17 protein-coding genes and 1 riboswitch are annotated in these 18,688 nt (G+C 34.3%); of the genes, 13 read left to right on the forward strand and 4 right to left on the reverse strand.

Annotation, left to right across the window (positions count from 1 at the left end; all coding sequences use genetic code 11):
* Positions 1–5: 5 nt before the first annotated feature.
* Positions 6–644: a leucine-rich repeat domain-containing protein gene (locus tag PZ898_RS09260; protein WP_277695364.1), complete on the reverse strand. Its 639-nt coding sequence runs from the start codon at positions 642–644 to the stop codon at positions 6–8.
* A gap of 52 nt (positions 645–696) precedes the next feature.
* On the opposite strand from PZ898_RS09260, the gene PZ898_RS09265 reads away from it, so the two are divergent.
* The 11 genes from PZ898_RS09265 (at position 697) to PZ898_RS09315 (ending at position 11,061) form a co-directional block, all read left to right on the forward strand.
* The gene (locus PZ898_RS09265; RefSeq protein WP_277695365.1) at positions 697–1,680 is read left to right on the forward strand and encodes a gliding motility protein GldB; all 984 of its coding nucleotides are present in this window, start codon (positions 697–699) and stop codon (positions 1,678–1,680) included.
* Between the two features lie 133 nt (positions 1,681–1,813).
* A complete protein-coding gene (locus PZ898_RS09270) occupies positions 1,814–2,716 on the forward strand; it encodes an ABC transporter ATP-binding protein (RefSeq protein WP_062674217.1) in 903 nt (300 codons plus the stop codon).
* 9 nt (positions 2,717–2,725) lie between these two features.
* The gene (locus tag PZ898_RS09275) at positions 2,726–4,927 is read left to right on the forward strand and encodes a thioredoxin-like domain-containing protein (protein ID WP_277695366.1); all 2,202 of its coding nucleotides are present in this window, start codon (positions 2,726–2,728) and stop codon (positions 4,925–4,927) included.
* Positions 4,928–4,958: 31 nt separating this feature from the next.
* Positions 4,959–5,282 (forward strand): gliding motility protein GldC, encoded by a 324-nt coding sequence (gene gldC, locus PZ898_RS09280; protein WP_034695059.1) that lies wholly within the window; start codon positions 4,959–4,961, stop codon positions 5,280–5,282.
* Between the two features lie 129 nt (positions 5,283–5,411).
* A complete protein-coding gene (locus tag PZ898_RS09285; protein ID WP_062674213.1) occupies positions 5,412–6,551 on the forward strand; it encodes a cystathionine gamma-synthase in 1,140 nt (379 codons plus the stop codon).
* Between the two features lie 67 nt (positions 6,552–6,618).
* Positions 6,619–7,071, forward strand: a complete 453-nt coding sequence (locus PZ898_RS09290) for a GNAT family N-acetyltransferase (RefSeq protein ID WP_277695367.1) — start codon at positions 6,619–6,621, stop codon at positions 7,069–7,071.
* A gap of 84 nt (positions 7,072–7,155) precedes the next feature.
* Positions 7,156–7,668 (forward strand): DinB family protein, encoded by a 513-nt coding sequence (locus PZ898_RS09295; RefSeq protein WP_277695368.1) that lies wholly within the window; start codon positions 7,156–7,158, stop codon positions 7,666–7,668.
* A 208-nt stretch (positions 7,669–7,876) separates the two neighbouring features.
* Positions 7,877–8,305, forward strand: a complete 429-nt coding sequence (tnpA, locus tag PZ898_RS09300) for an IS200/IS605 family transposase (protein WP_216444061.1) — start codon at positions 7,877–7,879, stop codon at positions 8,303–8,305.
* Between the two features lie 299 nt (positions 8,306–8,604).
* Positions 8,605–9,153 (forward strand): L-threonylcarbamoyladenylate synthase, encoded by a 549-nt coding sequence (locus PZ898_RS09305; RefSeq protein ID WP_047378653.1) that lies wholly within the window; start codon positions 8,605–8,607, stop codon positions 9,151–9,153.
* A 107-nt stretch (positions 9,154–9,260) separates the two neighbouring features.
* Positions 9,261–9,605: a nuclear transport factor 2 family protein gene (locus PZ898_RS09310; protein ID WP_277695369.1), complete on the forward strand. Its 345-nt coding sequence runs from the start codon at positions 9,261–9,263 to the stop codon at positions 9,603–9,605.
* Between the two features lie 37 nt (positions 9,606–9,642).
* On the forward strand, positions 9,643–11,061 hold the full coding sequence (locus PZ898_RS09315; protein WP_123279351.1) for an HD domain-containing protein: 1,419 nt from the start codon (positions 9,643–9,645) through the stop codon (positions 11,059–11,061).
* Between the two features lie 158 nt (positions 11,062–11,219).
* Here PZ898_RS09315 and PZ898_RS09320 read toward each other — a convergent pair whose 3' ends face one another.
* From PZ898_RS09320 to PZ898_RS09330, 3 genes are all read right to left on the reverse strand, one after another.
* Positions 11,220–12,275, reverse strand: coding sequence for a DUF5074 domain-containing protein (locus PZ898_RS09320; protein WP_062674200.1), 1,056 nt, complete (start codon positions 12,273–12,275; stop codon positions 11,220–11,222).
* Between the two features lie 19 nt (positions 12,276–12,294).
* Positions 12,295–14,121, reverse strand: coding sequence for a TonB-dependent receptor (locus PZ898_RS09325; RefSeq protein WP_277695370.1), 1,827 nt, complete (start codon positions 14,119–14,121; stop codon positions 12,295–12,297).
* A gap of 31 nt (positions 14,122–14,152) precedes the next feature.
* A riboswitch (cobalamin riboswitch) is annotated at positions 14,153–14,331 on the reverse strand.
* A gap of 137 nt (positions 14,332–14,468) precedes the next feature.
* Complete coding sequence (locus tag PZ898_RS09330) at positions 14,469–15,782, reverse strand: T9SS type A sorting domain-containing protein (protein ID WP_277695371.1); 1,314 nt, start codon at positions 15,780–15,782, stop codon at positions 14,469–14,471.
* A gap of 154 nt (positions 15,783–15,936) precedes the next feature.
* Between PZ898_RS09330 and PZ898_RS09335 the strand changes: the two genes are divergently transcribed.
* The gene (locus PZ898_RS09335) at positions 15,937–17,553 is read left to right on the forward strand and encodes an AraC family transcriptional regulator (RefSeq protein ID WP_277695372.1); all 1,617 of its coding nucleotides are present in this window, start codon (positions 15,937–15,939) and stop codon (positions 17,551–17,553) included.
* Entirely contained in the window at positions 17,550–18,680 is a 1,131-nt protein-coding gene (locus PZ898_RS09340) for a tetratricopeptide repeat protein (protein WP_277695373.1), read from the forward strand. The genes PZ898_RS09335 and PZ898_RS09340 overlap by 4 nt, the downstream gene beginning before the upstream one ends.
* The last annotated feature ends 8 nt before the right edge of the window (positions 18,681–18,688 follow it).

The raw sequence follows: 18,688 nt of genomic DNA on the forward strand, positions 1-18,688 counted from the left end.
TTAGTTTATTCTTCAGCTCCAAAAATGGTTACGTTAGTTTTAGCACCCTTCTTTATATCTGTTTCTCTTATCTTATTTCCCACTATATTAAGGGTTTGTAAGGCCAGGTTACCGGAAATATCAATTTTTTGAAGCTTGTTATGTTCCAGATTCAGTTTTCTTAATGTTTTCAACTGAAGCAGGTTTATTTCTTTTAATTGATTTAAAGATAATGTTAATTGGTCAATTTTTGGAATTCCTGCCAGCGAAATGTTTTGCAGTACATTATTATCCAGATATAACGCCGTTAAATTCTTAAGATTCTCTGCTTTGAATGAAGAGATTTTGCATCCTGTACACGAAAACAATTCTAGCTGATCTAGATCATTTATGACAATATTAGAAATCGTATTATCATCCAAAATAATCATTTTTACATTTTTAAAAAGGCGCAGATCTTCCGTGGAAGTAATTCCTTTCTGAACAAGGAACAGATTGGTGACCATTACGGCTTCCTGAGATTCAAGTATTCCGTTTTTATTCAGATCAAAATTTTCCAGTACTGCTTTTTCAAAGTTTTTGTCATTAAACTCAAACTTTTGTCCGAAGAGAAGAGAAAGTCCCAAAATAATAAAGATAACTGTAAATATTTTAATTTTCATCATGAATTGTGTATTTAATCCTTATTTTTGTCAACTTAAATTCCATGTAAAAATAATGAAGATTTTTAGATATATTGCGCTTTCTTCCGTTTTAGTTGCAGGGCTTGTTTCCTGCAAAAAAGAACCTGAAAATCAATGGAAGGTAGAAGTTAAACAAACTGCCGAAAAAGTTGACATCACAGATATTTCCAAAGAATTCTACAATCCGAATATTCCATTGGATCAGTTTAAAACTCAATTTCCATGGTTTCAGGGAAGTGTTTCTGATGCCGATTTCGGAAAAAGAAGAGCTGATTCCGAAGAGATCAAAATCTACAAGGAAGCTATTGGAAAAATAGATCAGGCAAAGCTGCAAAAAGAGCTACAAAGCCTATTTTCGCATATTAAATATTACTTTCCGCAGTTTAAAAATCCCAAAGTATATTTATTCTCATCTGCCTTACAGATGGTTCAGGACCCCATATTTTATGATGAAAAGGGTAATCTTTTATTCATAGATGTTACCGGTTTTATGGGAGACGGAAATGCTAATTATAAAGGATTGGAATTATATTTCCAAAAGTCGATGAACCCACAGAATATTGTTCCGAAAGTATCACAGCTTTTTGCAGAAAATATTGTCACCGAATCTCCTGATCACCAGAAATTTATTGATCAGATTATTCTTAACGGAAAAGTAATGATTCTTCAGGATGCTTTTCTTCCGGATACGCCCGATTATCTGAAAATGAATTATACCCAAAAGCAGTATGAATGGGCAACAAGTAATGAAGCCAATATCTGGAATTATTTTGTAGAAAGTAATCTGATCTTTGGAGATGATCCAAGATTGGGAGAACGTTTTATTTCACCAGGACCATTCTCGAAGTTTTATACAGAAATAGACAATGAATCTTCCCCACAAATCGGAATTTTTACGGGATGGCAGATCTGCAAGGCATATCTTAAGGAAAAACCTGAAACAAAATTAACGGAGTTCCTGAAAATGGATGCTACCACGATTTTTAATCAATCAGGATATAAACCAAAGTTAAAATAATTCTATAAAATTAAATATTTAAATCCTTTAGCTTACACTAAAGGATTTTTTTAAATAGAATTTAAACATCAATACTACTTTGTATTGCATACTACTATTTTATTGCATACTTTTGTTTCAAATACAATCACATATGAAAAACATTATTGAAATTCGAAACTTAAACTATGGATTTTCAAAGGATAAGAAAATTCTGAAAAATCTCAGCATTTCTATACCCAAGGGTAGCATCTTTGGTTTCCTGGGTGCCAACGGAGCAGGAAAATCCACAACAATGAAGTTACTTATTGGAGGGATACCCGATGAAACAAACAGTATACAGATTTTTGGTAAAAACCTTTCCGGGTTTTATCCGAATGGGTTTGGTAAAATCGGAAGTCTTATTGACAGTGCAGCATTTTATGACCATTTGTCCGGCTGGGAAAATCTGATCATCATTTCAAAATTAAGAAATCTTCCGAAAACAGAATGTGAAAGGGTATTGCATCTGGTTGATTTATGGGAAAACAGAAATCTGAAAATGAAGAAATATTCTTTAGGAATGAAACAACGACTTTCCATTGCAATGACTCTTTTGGGGAAACCAGAACTTCTGATTCTGGATGAACCGGTAAATGGACTGGACCCTAATGGAATGTTGGAAATCCGTGAATTATTGATAAAGCTTAACCAAGAAGAAGGTGTAACGATATTGATCTCGAGCCATTTATTGCAGGAAATTGAAAAAATGATTACTCATCTTGCTATTATTTCGCATGGAGAAATAAAATTTATAGGAAGCATAAAAGAATTGAATGAGTTGTACCGATACAATCACATCAAAATCGGATTGAATCATGCCCATAAGCATATGAATGAAATTCCGAAGAATTATTCCCCAAAATTAATTGATGAGAATACGATAGAAATTACGTCCAAATCAAAGGAGGATATTATTGACCTTGTGAAAAAACTGGTTTTAAACCATGCCGAGATTTTTGAAATCAAAAGCAGCGCAGGTTTGGAAGAATGGTTTATGGAAATTACAAAAAATTAAATTACACAAATGAAAAAATTAATCACAGCTATCAATATAGAATGGCTAAAAATAAAAGGTTTAGGGCTAATTTATACGGCTATTATCTTAGGAGCTTTAATACCTTTCATCAATTTTATTCCGTCTTTGTTAAGTCCGGATCCCATTGCTAAAGAATCACTTAAATATTCCATTTTTGAAGAATCCATAAGTGGAAGTCCTTTGAAATATTTTACATTTTTCATTCTGCTTTTATTTCTGATCATTGCAGCAAACAGAATTGCTCAAACGGATCATAAAAATAACGGATGGCAACTGATGGAGACACAGCCTGTCAATAAATTTCAGCTTTATATTTCGAAATATGTTATTTTACTATCCCTGAGCTTCATTTGTATTTTCTCCTATTTTAGTTTTAATATAATTTTATCACTCGCAGAATATTATATTCATCCAAATCCTGCAAAGTTATTAACCTTTGATGTATTATGGATGCTTAAGACCTGGATAAAAATTTTCGCTGCTATCCTGGGAATTGCGGCATTACAGTTATGCTTCTCTGTAGTTTTCCAGGGGTTTATATGGTCATTTCTTATTGGTATATTAGGATTGGGCTCTAATATATATTCAATAGTGGAAAAAAAGAGTTTTTTCTTTAATCCATACAGTTCGTTATATACATTCTGGAATGCTCCTGAAATAAGGGATCTGAATTATTTTATTTCTCACTCAGAGTATATAAGCTTTTTCTGGATGGTTGTTTTCCTGGTTATCGGATATTTCTGGTACAGTAAAAAAGGGTTTAAAAATGCTTTTCTTAAAAATAAAAAACAAATTGTCATTTCAACGGTTCTGTTAATTGCAGGAACAGGTCTACTCTATTTTATGCAAAAACCAAAACCTTATACAAGCGTTGGATCAGAAACTTCTATTTCAGGAACACTGGAAACGGATCTTAAAATTGATTCTGTGAAAATTGTTTCAAAGGAATTTCATAAAAAAATTGGAGCGGTTGCTGTTAAAAATAATACTTTCAACTGGTCTACCTCTCAAAATCTTCCTTTAGATGAGTACATTCTTGAAATTGGCAATAAAAAACTTGAGGTTGTGATGGGAAATGGTGACTGGTTTGATTTTGACATTAAATTAAATAACACCAAAATAACATTTAACTTAAAATCTAACAGAAAATCTGATCAGGTTTATAATAAAACTGAGAGTTCTTTCGGAATAGACTTTTGGCTCGCACTGGAAAATCAGAATTTAAATAATAACCCTGAAAAATTTTATGAATTAGCCCTATCTGACTGGGATGACAATAAAAAAAAATTAGATCATTATGCAGATGCAGAAAACAATGGTCTTTCAGAAGATTATAAGGCATATAGAAAACAGCTGATGGCAGTTCAGTACCTTAATGAAATCAATAATTACAGAAGAATGACCTCATGGTCTGATCCTAAATTTGCTCCTCCAAAACTATTTCTGAATGAACTCAATGAAAATATTTTGAAACCCACTCCGCTTTTAAGTAAAAATGATGATTATCTGCAATATAAACTGGATCAGATGCTTACAGATGATGATCAACGTTCTAATACGGACAGTATTTTATTTGCTAAAATCAATTTGCTTCCTCAAGGAAAAACTAAAGATCAACTATTATCAAAGCATCTATTAAAAAGTATTGAAATACAAACAGACAGTGCATTCAGAAACAAGCTTTTTGCAGCTGAGATTAGCAAAGTAAACGGTACTGATTATAAAAAAATGCTCTATTCAAAGCTTGAACAGATCAATATTTCACAGAAAGGATCACCTTTCCCAGAGCTGAAACTTCTGCAGGATAATGGAAGTTCTCAAAATCTTTCAAAATACAAAGGAAAATATATTGTAATAGATTTTTGGGCAAGTTGGTGTGGTCCATGCAAGCAAATTCGTCCTGTATTTGAAACAAGAAGTTATCAATATAGAAATGATAAAAATATCCAGTTTATTTCAATCAGCTTAGATCAGGAAAAATCAAAATGGCTGAATTATCTCAAGACAAAACCATCCAATATTCCACAATACTGGCTTGAAAATGCAGAGCAGTTTATGAATAAGTACAAAATACAATCTATTCCAAGATTTATCATTATAGATCCTGAAGGTAAAATTTTTAACTTTAATAGTCCATTTCCTGATGAAGATAATTTTGTAGAAGCCTTAGATAAGCTGAAGAAGTATTAACTTTGCACAAAATTAGAAACAAAAGAAAGTTATGAGAAAGACTCAGATTACGATAGATGTAGAGCTTGATGAAAATCACGTACCGGAAAATATTACATGGAACGCTCAGGATGGAGGTATTGACAAACAAGATACAAAAGCAACCATGATTTCTGTATGGGATGATAAGACAAGAGAAGCGTTAAGAATTGATCTTTGGACCAAAGAAATGCCTGTAGACCAGATGAAGATGTTTATCCACCAGATTTTAATATCTTTAGGAAGTACATACCAGAGAGCGACAGGTGAAGAGGATGTAGCGCAGTGGATGGAAGAAATTGCAGAAGAATTTGCGGTAAAATCTGCCATTAAGTAAAAAAATACAATTGCAATAAGCTGAAGGCAGTAAGCGGTAAGCTTTTTGTACTCAGCTAGAGCAACTTTTAATAAAAAACAATGAACATTAAACTCATATGCTTAATGTTCCAGCTTAAAGCAAAAAATTATGAATTTTAATACAAAAGTAATTCACGGAGGGCAGCACCACGAGTCTGCAACAGGTTCTGTAAATGTACCTGTATTTTTAACCTCTACATTTGCACAGAAAAGCCCGGGAGTACATTCCGGATATGAATATTCAAGAGCCGCTAACCCTACAAGACAGGCATTAGAGGATTCTTTGGCAAGTATTGAAAACGGAGCGAGAGGTTTAGCTTTCGGTTCTGGTCTTGCTGCCATCGACTGTGTTTTAAAATTATTAAACCCAGGTGATGAAGTAATTGCTGTAGATGATCTTTACGGAGGTACTTACAGAATGTTTACAAGACTTTTCGAAAAATATCAACTGAAGTTTACTTTCGTGAATTTTGATGATGCTTCTAAAATTGCTGATGTTATTACGGATAAAACAAAACTGATCTGGGTAGAAACTCCAACTAACCCATTGATGAAGTTAGTTGATATCAAAGCTGTTGTAGACATTGCTAAAGGGAAAGATATTCTAGTGGCGGTAGACAATACTTTTGCAACACCTTATATCCAGAGACCCATTGATTTGGGAGCTGATATTGTAATGCACTCTGCTACAAAATATTTAGGAGGACACTCTGATGTGATTGCCGGAGCGCTTATTGCTAAAGATGCTGAGTTAGGAGATAAGCTTCACTTCATTCAGTTTGCGAGTGGTGGTATTTTAGGACCACACGATTCTTACCTGGTATTGAGAGGAATCAAAACATTGGCATTAAGAATGCAGAGACACTCTGATAACGGTCTTGCAGTAGCAAAATATTTGGAAACTCACCCGGCGGTAGATAAAGTAATTTATCCAGGATTGGAATCTCACCCTCAATATGCACTGGCAAAATCTCAGATGAAGGAATCGGGAGGAATGGTTTCATTCACCTTTAAATCCGGAAAGAAAGAAGATGCTATCAAATTCTTAGAAAAAGTAAGAGTTTTCACGCTCGCAGAATCTTTAGGAGGAGTAGAATCTTTGGCTAACCACCCTGCTTTGATGACACACGCTTCAATTCCTGCAGAAAAACGTGCTGAATTGGGAATCACTGACGATCTTGTTCGTTTAAGTGTAGGTATTGAGGATGCTGAAGATCTTATTGCAGATTTAGAGAAAGCTTTTTCTTAATTTTAATAAGCATAAAATGAGAAGGATTATCTAATCTTTCTCATTTTATTATAACACCACTAATACTATGAAAAATACAAGAAAAGCAGTTCTTTCCGACTTACCACAATTGGCGGAATTGTTTGATCAGTACAGGATATTTTACCATAAAGCATCAGATATTCCTGCAGCAACAAATTTTCTTTCTGAAAGGATTGAAAATCAAGATTCTGAAATTTTTGTTGCGGAAGAAAATGGAAAACTGACAGGCTTCGTACAATTATACCCCATATTTTCATCAACAAGAATGCAGCGCTACTGGCTGCTAAATGATCTGTATGTTAATGACAACCATAGAGGAAAAGGCTTTTCTAAAGAATTAATTGAAGAATCCAAAGAACACTGCCGTTTCTCAAAAGCATGTGGTATCCTCTTAGAAACAGGAAAAAGCAATGACATCGGAAATCAACTCTATCCTGCCTGTGGCTTTGAGCTGTATGACTCCGTGAATTTCTACGAGTGGACTAATCATGAGCAATGAGCAATGGGTACTGAGTAATTAATACATTACACTCACTATCTCAAATCCCGAATCCCGAATCCCGAAACCCAAACAAAAAATAATATGACCGATTTTCAAAAATACATTCAAAGATATTTAGATCAGATTCCATCAGGAAACTGGATCAACGAGCTGCAGATATCAGCAGACAAAACCATCGGAATTTATTCCAATCTTACTGAAGAACAATCAAATTTTGCTTATGCCGAAGGAAAATGGACTTTGAAAGGTCTTCTACTCCACTTATCTGATACCGAAAGAGTTTTCCAATACAGAATATTGGCTTTCGCCAGAGGAGAGAAAAACAACCTTCCCGGATTTGATGAAAACGGATATGCAGACCAATCTTTTGCAAACGAAAGAACACTTGAATCCCTTTTGGAAGAATACAAACTGGTAAGGAAGTCTTCCCAGATTCTATTAGAAACACTTCAACCTTCTGCTCTACAAAACACAGGGACAGCCAATGGCCATGAAATATCTGTAGAAACTATCGGAAAACTAATTGTAGGCCACAATTACCACCATCTGAATATTATTGAGGAAAGGTATTTATCGAAATTGGGATGGATGTAATAGAAAGAAATTAAAAAATACTTTTGAATTAGGTTTGGCTAAAGCTCATTTCTATTGAATAGAATAATATCCCTAAAATTCATCACATTATCTTTAATAACGCTATAAGAATCAATAGGAACGGGCTTTAGCCCGTTTTGATATTATATACCATTCCTTTGGCTTTAGCCGAAACCTAAAAAATATTATTTTTGATAAAACAACACAAATGGCTTTTATCAAAATCTACATTCACCTTGTCTTCTCTACAAAAAACAGAGATTCTTTTCTCAATACATTCGACATACGTCTCAAAGTCTGGAAACATATTAAAGAATATGCTACAGAAAAAGGTATATTCTTAGATATGATTAATGGATATTCTGACCATTGTCATTGTCTTATTTCTCTTGGATCTGATCAGAATATAGAAAAAATTGTACAATTATTAAAAGGTGAATCTTCACATTGGATCAATAAAAATAAACTTACTTTAGGAAAATTCTCATGGCAAGATGAATATTTTGCTGTATCAGTTTCTGAGTCTATGATAGAAAGCGTAAGAAATTATATTAAAAATCAGGAAAAGCATCATCAGAAAAAAAGCTTTGGAGAGGAATATAAGGAATTTATTGAAAGATATAATTTAAAAAACTAAGTAGGTTTTGGCTAAAGCCGGAGGATTTATTTCTTTTATTTAAATGGGCTTTAGCCCATTTCTATTGAATTGGATCTCTAAAATTCATCGTATTATTTTTTTAATTAAATCAATAATCCTATTTAACTCTAAACATACTACAATCATTAATAGGAATGGGCTTTAGCCCGTTTTCAAATTATATAAATTCCATTGGCTTTAGCCAAAACCGATCAACAAGATCATATTTAAACCCCATTTTTTTGTCCAAAATTTACAGATTTTTTACCTTTATCCACTCTTTGAACTCACATACAATTATGGAACATATTATCGAAATATTAAAATCCGGCGGAACAATTCTTTATCCTACCGATACTATCTGGGGAATTGGTTGTGATGCCACCAATATAGAAGCGGTCAATAAAATTTTTGACATTAAAAAGCGCGAAAAAAATAAATCCATGATCATTCTTGTGGAATCTGAGAAAAGGCTTCAGGATCTTGTGGATGTTCCTGAAATGGCGTGGGAAATTATTGATCTTAGCGAAAAACCGGTAACAATTGTTTATGAAAACCCAAGAGGTTTGCCTAAAGAACTTCTTGCAGAAGACGGAAGCATCGGAATTCGTCTTGTAAAAAATGATTTCTGTAAAAAACTGATAACAAAGCTGAACAGACCTCTGGTATCTACCTCTGCCAACTTCAGTGGTGAAAAAAGTCCGTTAAAATTCTCTGATATTTCTGAGGAGATGATCAGCCTTGTAGATTATGCAGTGGAAGAAGACAGAGAAAAAGTTTCAAAATACTCAGGTTCTTCGGTGATCAAAATATGGAATGACAACAGAATAAAAGTTCTTAGAGAATAAGAATTCTGAACTTTTATGTTTACTTTTTAGAGTCTTGTCAGTTCATATCGGCAGGATTTCTTTTTTTTAATTCTATCTTTGCAAACTCAACTCATAAACTATTTGCTATGAATCATCACGAATTTGCTCAAATGTGGATCAATGCGTGGAATTCTCATGATCTAGAGGATATACTTTCTCATTATTCGGATGATATTGAGATCACCACTCCTATGATCGCTCTGGCTACTGAAGGTAAAGAAAGTTCTTTAAAAGGAAAAGAATCTGTCCGTGAATACTGGAAAAAGGCATTGGATAAGTTTCCGGACCTTCATTTTGATCTGAAACATTCCACAGCGGGAGTAGATTCTGTAGCATTATTTTATAAGTCGATTATGGATAAACATGCTGTTGAAGTTATGTTTTTTAATGAAGAGGGAAAAATTAGTAGAATGTATGCTCATTATGACTAATGGATAACATACGTAGAAATTGTCACTATTATTAACGATGAAAATTAATCTTAATCAAAATAAGAATTTAAAACTATTTAAAATCATTTCTGAAGCAGCAGAAAGGAATAACCAGTCTGTATACATAGTGGGCGGTTATGTACGAGACCTTCTGATGAACAGAAAAGCTTCTACAGATATAGACTTTGTAACGGAACAAAGCGGTATTGAGCTTGCTCAGAATGTAGCTCAGGATATAGATCCTAAATTAAAGGTTTCTGTATTCAAAACGTATGGAACCGCGATGATCAAGTACAAAGAACTTGAACTTGAATTTGTGGGAGCAAGAAAGGAAAGCTATACAGAAAACAGCCGAAAGCCGGAAGTGGAGGGCGGAAGCCTGGAAGATGACCAGAAAAGAAGAGATTTTACCATCAATGCGATGGCTATTTCTTTAAATAAAGAAAACTTCGGAGAACTGATTGATCCGTTCAATGGAATCGAAGATCTTGAAAAAGGAATTTTAAGAACACCGTTAGAACCTGCTCAAACTTATTCTGATGACCCATTAAGAATGATGAGGGCAGTACGTTTTGCTTCAACTTTAAATTTTAAAATTGAGGAAAACTCTTTGAAAGCGATCCAGCAGGAAGCAGAAAGAATCAAGATCGTTTCTATGGAAAGAATCATGGTAGAGTTCAACAAAATAATGTTGTCTGAAAAACCGTCTATCGGATTAAGACTAATGGAACAAACCGGTCTTATGAAGCTGATTATTCCAGAGCTGATCGAACTGAAAGGAGTGGAAGAAGTGGAAGGACAAACTCACAAAGATAATTTTTATCATACGCTGGAAGTAGTGGATAATATTTCGGTGAATACCGATAATCTTTGGCTTCGCTGGTCTGCCCTTCTTCATGACATTGGAAAAGCTCCAACAAAAAAGTTTGTAGAAGGAACAGGATGGACATTTCACGGACATGAATTTTTGGGCTCAAAAATGGTAAAAACACTTTTTCAAAGATTAAAACTGCCTTTGGGAAGTGACATGAAATATGTTCAGAAGATGGTGAAACTTTCGTCAAGACCTATCGCGCTGATCACGGATGATGCTTCAGATTCTGCATTGAGAAGACTTTTATTTGATGCCGGAGAAAATCTTGAAGATCTTTTCACGCTTTGCAAGGCAGACATTACCACTAAAAACTCTAAAAAGCAAGAAAAATTCAAAAGAAACTTTGAATATGTAGCCGTAAAGATCAAAGAAGTAGAGGAAAAAGATCAGGTAAGAAACTTTCAACCTCCTATTACCGGTGAAGAGATTATGGAAATGTTTCACCTTAAGCCAGGCCGTGAAATCGGAATTCTAAAAGAGAAGGTGAAAGAGGCTATTCTTGAGGGTGAAATTCCTAATGAAAAAGAAGAAGCAACAAAATTTGTGATTGCTGAGGCTGAAAAACTGGGGTTAACCCTATAATTCAACTGATATAAAATATAAAACCTGCGGGATGTTCCATCCCGCAGGTTTTTTTGTTTCCCTAGGAAAACAAAGCCGGCCGGTTTCTTCGAAACCGGCCGGAAAAAAACACAAATGATGAAAAAATAAAAAATTATTTCTTTATATGTTATCACACATTATGGATTCAGGTATGTTCCACTAGCACCGATACCTCCTGTTTTAAAAGAACTGATCTGAGCACCTGTAACTGCTGAATATACTACCATTTCACTATCCTGTGTGAACTGCTTAACGTCTGATGCAAAAATCCTTCCATCAATAACATTAAATCCATACAGTGTAAAGTAAGGACCGCCATCTGCAGCTGTTAATAATGGAGTTGCAGGAATTGCAGGTATAGCCAAACTCGTTGTATATACTTTATTGGCAGAACTGAAGTAGATTTTATCGTTATCAATCTGAAGGTTCGTAGCATTAGGAATTCCTGTCAAAGTAATTACCGGTGTAAGCGCTCCGGTACTTGAAATTTTATAGATATAAGAATCTGTAGCTGTTGAAGAAATTGTATAAACATTAGATTTGTATGATACTGTATTTCCAATCTGACCATTTGGAACGGTAATTTCAGTTTTAGCATCGTTAGAAGTATTGATATAAGTAATCTTATTTCCGTACCCTGATGAAGCATTCTGTACAAAAACATTTCCTCCTGCCTCTACTGTTTTATCAGAAACTTCAGTCATATTGATTTTACTTACAAATGAATAGTCAGAAGCCTTATATTTCGTTATACTTTGAGTATGTGCAGTAAAGTTGGTATTAGCAACATAGATGAAGTTGTTAGCAAAAGTAATTCCTCTTGGGTTATCAAGCTGATCTGTAATTACTCCTAACTTTTTGAATGTATAACGGTCTACTACTACAATTTTATTAGAGTTATTCAAAACAAGATAAGCTTTGTTTTCGTTAAGACCAATCGTCTGAAGAACATCACCAAGAATCTCTTTGTTGTTGTTATAACCATATACATCGTCTTGCTTCAGGCTTAAATTTCTTGTCACAAATGTTACCTTAGCTCCCTGACTGTTATAGTTTCCTTCATTAGAGATAAAATATCCGTTCTGATAAGTGATTGGAGAAACTTCAATCTCGTCAGAACTACTTGAACATGAAGAAATGTTAAACAATAACACTACTGCAAATAATACAGTTAAAAGTTTAGTTATTTTCATATTTACTCAATTTTAATTTTTAAAAATTTATTGCTGCATACACACTATAATTTCTTTTGGGTAAAGGATAGAAAGAAACCGTTTTGTAGTATGTATTGGTTAGATTATTCACTTTGAACCCTAAGGTATATTTTTTGGCTAAAGTTGCAGAGATTCCCATATTTAAAAGAAAATAAGGATCTATGGCATCTGACCTTTTTTCGTCACTTGTAGTATACGTAACGCCATTCAGCTGCCCCTGTGCGAAAAGTTTAAAGAAACCATATTCGTAATCTATATTGGCATTTCCTCTGTGCATAGGAACGTAAGGTCTCTGCATTTTCGTTTCTTTATCAATAGACTTTGCATAATAGTATCCTGCATTGGCCCGGATTTTATGATTACCCCATTGTTTGCTAAAGGACAACTGGGATTCTAATCCATAGGATTCAACTTTATTGACATTGAATGCCTGCCAGTATCCTTTAGCCGTTGGAAGCCATGCAATAAGATCTGTGATGTTCATATAGTATGGAGACAAAGTAAGTCTGAAATCTCCTGCTTTAAACACATTCGTCATATCGAACTGGGTAGAGGTTTCCGGTCTCAGGTCTTTATTTCCTCCCGGTTCATAGTAAATATCATTAAAGGATGGAAATCTGAAGTTTTTTGATACATTAAGGCTTACATCATACCATTTTGCTGCACTCCATTTTCCGGAGAACGAATACATCAACGGTGACTTCACATCTTCCACGAAATCTTTCTTGAATCCACCCTCAAAACGCAGATCTTTTGTTGCAAAATATCTTAACAATCCTGAAACAGAACCAATATTTCTACTGACGCTGGATATTCCGTTTTGATATCCTTCTCCTTTATTAACCTGAAACTCTCCTATGATATTAAAATTCCACTTTGAATTCAGGAAATAATTAAAGTCATTTTTAAAGATATAATTTTTCCCGGTTCCACTACTTGATTTAGGCTGATTTAACGAACCCAAAAATTGAAAATTCTCTTCCGTATAAGCTGCTTTAAGGGAATTACTGAACTTTGTTTTGTTCCAGTCCCAGGAAAGAAGGCTTCTTACACTTTGAGTTTTATATTTCGTTTTTGTTCCCGTTTCTTCATATACAGGAAAGCGTTGTGAAGAATCAAAAAACTGGCTCTGCCACGAAATTTTATGATCGTTTGTGATTTTATAGGATGTTCCTACATTGAACGTTGTATTGTAATAACTTCCGTTTCTGTTGATATAGTTCAGGTCACTTACCTTATAATCATTTTCACTTACAGAATAATTTCCAGAAGCCTTAAAACTGAACTTATCATTGCTGTAAGAACCTTTTATAAAGTTATTATAGGTATTAAAAGAAGCCACTTCAGAAAATAAAGAACCATGGAAGCCTTTATTAAAATCCAGGGTATTATTCAGGTGAATACTTCCCCCGATGGCACCACTTCCATATACTACACTTCCACCACCAGCTTTTATACCAATCTGATCATAGCCGAACAAAGCAATATTATTAATATCTCCCTGTCCCAGAAAATTAGAATTAATATTAATTCCATTCCACACAAAAGCAGTCTGCTGAGCGGTAGTTCCCCTGAAAGAAGGTGAAGAAACGGCACCACGGCCATTTTCTTTGATAAAAACCTGTGACTGAAATCTCAGAAGTTCAGAAAGATTACTGGAGTTTTTCTCAGCATCTTCTGCCGAAATTATTTTTACGGGATGAAAAAGTTTCACCCTATTCATCTGATTGTCGAAGACATAAACAGTATCGATGGCTTTCTCTTGTGCAAAAAGAAAACAGCCATAAGATGAAAAAAGCAGTACTAAAGATCTTTTTATATCCATACTTTTTTACTTTTCCTCCGAAAGCAATATGTTTTTTAATTATAATTCCGGCAGGTCTCCTGACTTTCGCATTCTGCACCTTCCCGTTATTAAACAGTGGTTTTTTGCAGAAACTTGAGTTGCGATTTACAGTTGCGGGGACAGTCCGGGAGTTACACCCGATTCCCTTTTCATTCCAAAATACTGGAAACCAAAATTTTTGCAAAGATAGTTTTTTATATGTATTCACCAAAAACCAGACTTTTCTATACACAACATGCTATCCTTTTGCTATATACACAAAAAAGAACGGCCGCTTTCAATATTGAAAACAGCCATTCATCCCACTACTTTACTATTTATATATGTTATTTTTTAATGAATTTATAAGTCTCTTGTTTTCCTCCCTTCATAGAGTATTGCAAAATATAATCTCCTTTTGACAGGGATGAAACATCAATCTGCCCTTCTACCGAATCAAATGATTTTACCTTTTGTCCCACCATATTATAAATTTCGGCTTTCTCTATTTTTCCTGTTCCTTTAAAACATAGAATATCAGTCACAGGATTAGGATAGACACCCATATTATTTTTCTCTTTCACTGCATCATTCACCGATAAAAATTGAGAAGTATCCAGATAAAAAGCGATCATCTGCCCTGAAGCATTCGTCCCTGATCCGGCAATTTTCTTTCCGTCCTGTGAAATGGCCAAAGGAAGCCCCATGGTTACTCCATTCGTTGCAATTCCCAAAGAGGCTGCATAATCATTCAGATTGATCCTTCCGGTAGCAGAAGTCCAGATAAAACCTTCCCCTGACATAGGAGGTGCTCCAAATGCTCTATAATATCCAATTACTTTTTTCCCATCAGCAGAAATCCCGGTGGCACCTCCTTTGAAGCTGAAAGAAGCATTAGGATGCGTTATATAAGTAAGTCCGCTCACAGCATTCCAGACATAGGGATTAGGATTTGCTGAGCCTATGATTGTATTTCCATCTGCAGAAATTCCTCCTGCTTCCCCTACATTATTTCCATTATTATCAGTAATAAAAGTTTCTACTCCATCCTGCCATTTAGCCCCACTTCTTGTTCCGGTTGGCTCATCCTGCCAACCTACAATTACTGTTCCTGCCGCATTGATTGCGTTTGCTCTGGAGCTGCGTCCTGCAACGATACTTCCCAGATCTACCATTCCGTTTACTTCATCCCATTTCACAGCATGTGCGTTTGCAGCAGTAAGAAAACCTAAACCTACAATCGTGCTTCCATTGGTAGTCATCCCCCAGGTTGAACTTACGCTACCGTCCCATCCTGTAGGAACAAGCCCGCCTCTGTTTACCCAGGTCGAAGTAGCTACATCATAGGTTGATATTTCATTAAATCCCGTTGCTGCATTTGTTATAGAGGACGAAATTTTGGTTCCGTCATTCGAAACAACAGTTCTACCCGCTGCCGGATAACCGTTTGATATAGAACCTATCTGTACAAGTCCTCCTGCTGCATTCCATTTATATATTCCTCCTGCGCTTGTATGCATGCTTACCACTCCATTGTCAGAGACTGCCCCTACATTATAATTTCCCAAACCTATTACAGTAAGCTGAGCTTCTGCAAAACCAAATTTCAGAAAAAGACAAGCTGTCAACATTTTCATTGATACTTTGTAAAAATTTTTCATATTTTATTATATTTAGCGTTTCGAATTGGTAAAAACAATATTAATACAATATTCACCTTACCAAAAGAAATTGGCTTTCATAATTCGTGAATTTTAAAAGAACTTATTTTTTATAAAACTGATAAACAAACAGATACAAAACAATATTTTGAATATGGATTTTACCAGAACTATTCAAAAAAACACAAAAAGCAAATTAACAAGACAAAAATTATTTCAAACTTTACTGTTTATTTTTATTTTCTGCTCCCTTACCACCAAAGGACAGTCCGGTCCGGACTTCAATATGTTAGCAGATAAAGCATTTCTGAAATTATATCAGAATCCTGACGAATGCATAAGTTATACCCAGGGAATTCTTGTGAGTGATCAAAACGCGGAACACAAAATTGTACTTCAAAATATTATTTCACAAGCTTTTGCCATGAAGGGGGAATATGTACAATCTGTCAATATTTTCGCTCAAAAAGAAGAGCCTGATCAGAAAAACGATCTTTCTTATTGTATGCAGGTCTTCAGTGATTATAACCTTGCCGATCAGTATCAGAATCTGGGTTTGTACAATCAATCGAAAAGAATTATTTCTCATCTTTTGTCTGATCAGAAGCTTCTTAAAAGCAATAGTCCGGCATTAAGAATTACCACTTCAAAATTATATCAACTTCAGGCATTGAACTCGGGAATCAACAGAAACTATCCTGAAGCCTTAAAAATTCTAGATCAGAGTAATCAATACCTTGGCGATTATAATGAAGAGAATAGAATTTTAACAATTGAAAACAGAATTTTCAGATCTTCCTATCTGCTGAAACTAAATAAACTACCTGAATATAAAACCCTTATAGACAGTATTATTACAGATCTTGAACATCAGAAAAACCAACCTTTTCTTTTAGCTCTGGCCTATGAAAACCTCTCCCAATATTATTTTCTGAGACAAGATTATGCAACAGCTATTGAAAAACTGGAAGCAGGTCTTCAATTGATTGAAAATCTTCCTTTTAATAATTTAAAAATTAAAATCTACGAATCACTTTCCCGTAATTACTACGCACTACATAATGATGCAAAATACCATCAGTACAATAAACTTTACAATGATGTAAAAACAAAAACAGATTCCAGCTCAAAAGAAGGAATACGATACCTTGTGAAGCTTGTGGAAACCAATCAAAATAAAAATATTGAATTTCAGAAACATCTTCTTATAAGATCTTTCTGGTTTCTAATCCTGATTTTATCTTTGATCATCCTGGTTTTGCTTACTTATTTTTTACTCATAAAAAGTAAAAATAAAGACTTAAAAAAACAGTTTGATTTCTTTGAAAAACAGATCAGTCGAAAATCTCAACCCATCATTTTACACAAAACAACTCCAGCGACAAAAGATCCTGGCACAACAAAAATATCCAGGGAAAAAGAAGATGAAATTCTCCAAAAGCTGGAAGAATTTGAAAAATCCGACCGGTTTCTCAATAAAAACATGTCTCTGTCTCTGCTTTCCTCTCAAATGGAAATCAATACAAAATACCTTTCAGAAATTATTAATAATAAGGAAAAAAACTTCAACGGATATATTAACAAGCTTAGAATCAATCATATTGTACAGTTATTAAGAACTGATTCTACTTTTCTTAATTATAAAGTAAGTTATCTGGCAGAATATTCAGGATTCTCATCACACAGTGCATTCACTACTGTTTTCAAATCCGTTACCGGAATGTCTCCCAATGCCTATATTCAGGAAATCAGTAAAACAAAAGCCTTATGAAATTAATTTTTAAAATAATAGTGTTGCTGGTTGCCTTTTGTAATGGTATGAAGGCACAAAAGACACCTGATAGTATCTTACTAAGAAAGGCCAAACTTGAAATTTACGACAACCCCGATAATACCATCAAAATCGGAGAACAATTATTAAAAAAATCTCATGATATCAAAACTTCAATTAATCTTTATATGCTGCTTTCAACAGCCAATATTGCTAAAAGAAATTTTGAAGAGTCTTTACAATATATTTTAAAAGCAAAAGAACTGTCTCAGAAAACCAATGATGCCAGAAGCCAGGCAGGTGTTCTCATTTCAGTGGCGATCCAATATCAGCAAATGGAACTTTTCAACAAATGCTTAGAAACACTGAATGAGGCAGAACAGTATATTGCAAAAATTCCTGAAAAAAATCCGGAGAAATATATCGAAACGGCTGCAAGCTACGCAATAAGAGGAATGGTATATAAAAGTCAGTCTAATTCAGAAATTGCTCTGGAAAAATTCCTGATTTCTATACGAAATTATGAAAAGGTTCCCATAAAGAAAACCACTTACTCCAATATGAGTGTGGTATACTACAATATTGGGTACTGTTATCTGAACCTTAATGAGATTGACAAAGCACAAGAGTCATTTTTACAGTCTGTCAGCTATGCCCGGAAGAATTATGGTAAAAGTTTGGAAGCATTCGCTTTGAAAGGAATTGCTGAAATACACAAACAGAGACATGAAAATCAAACAGCGATAAGTCTTTTACTAAAAGCTGAGGATCTTTCTAAAAATACCGGAGATATTATCCTGAACGAAGGACTTTATAAAGAATTGGCTGAGAATTATCTTGCTATGGGACAACAGAATCTCTATCAGCAGTTTAACAAAAAACACATGGAAATGAGATTTAAAAGAAAGCAGAATGAACTGAAATCTATTAATCAGGTGATCGACAACCACAACAAGGAAACAGCTTTGAAAAGTGAGAAACTGAAATCTCATTATCGTTATATTAAAATGGCTTCAGTTCTTCTGGGATGCATTTTGATCGTTTTGCTTCTATATTCTATTATAAAAATCAGAAAACAGAATAAGAAGTTTCATAAACAGATACAGCAAATGATAAGAACATCGTAAGCTATGAA

The sequence above is a fragment of the Chryseobacterium sp. WX genome, assembly GCF_029542485.1.
GTDB lineage: Bacteria > Bacteroidota > Bacteroidia > Flavobacteriales > Weeksellaceae > Chryseobacterium > Chryseobacterium cucumeris.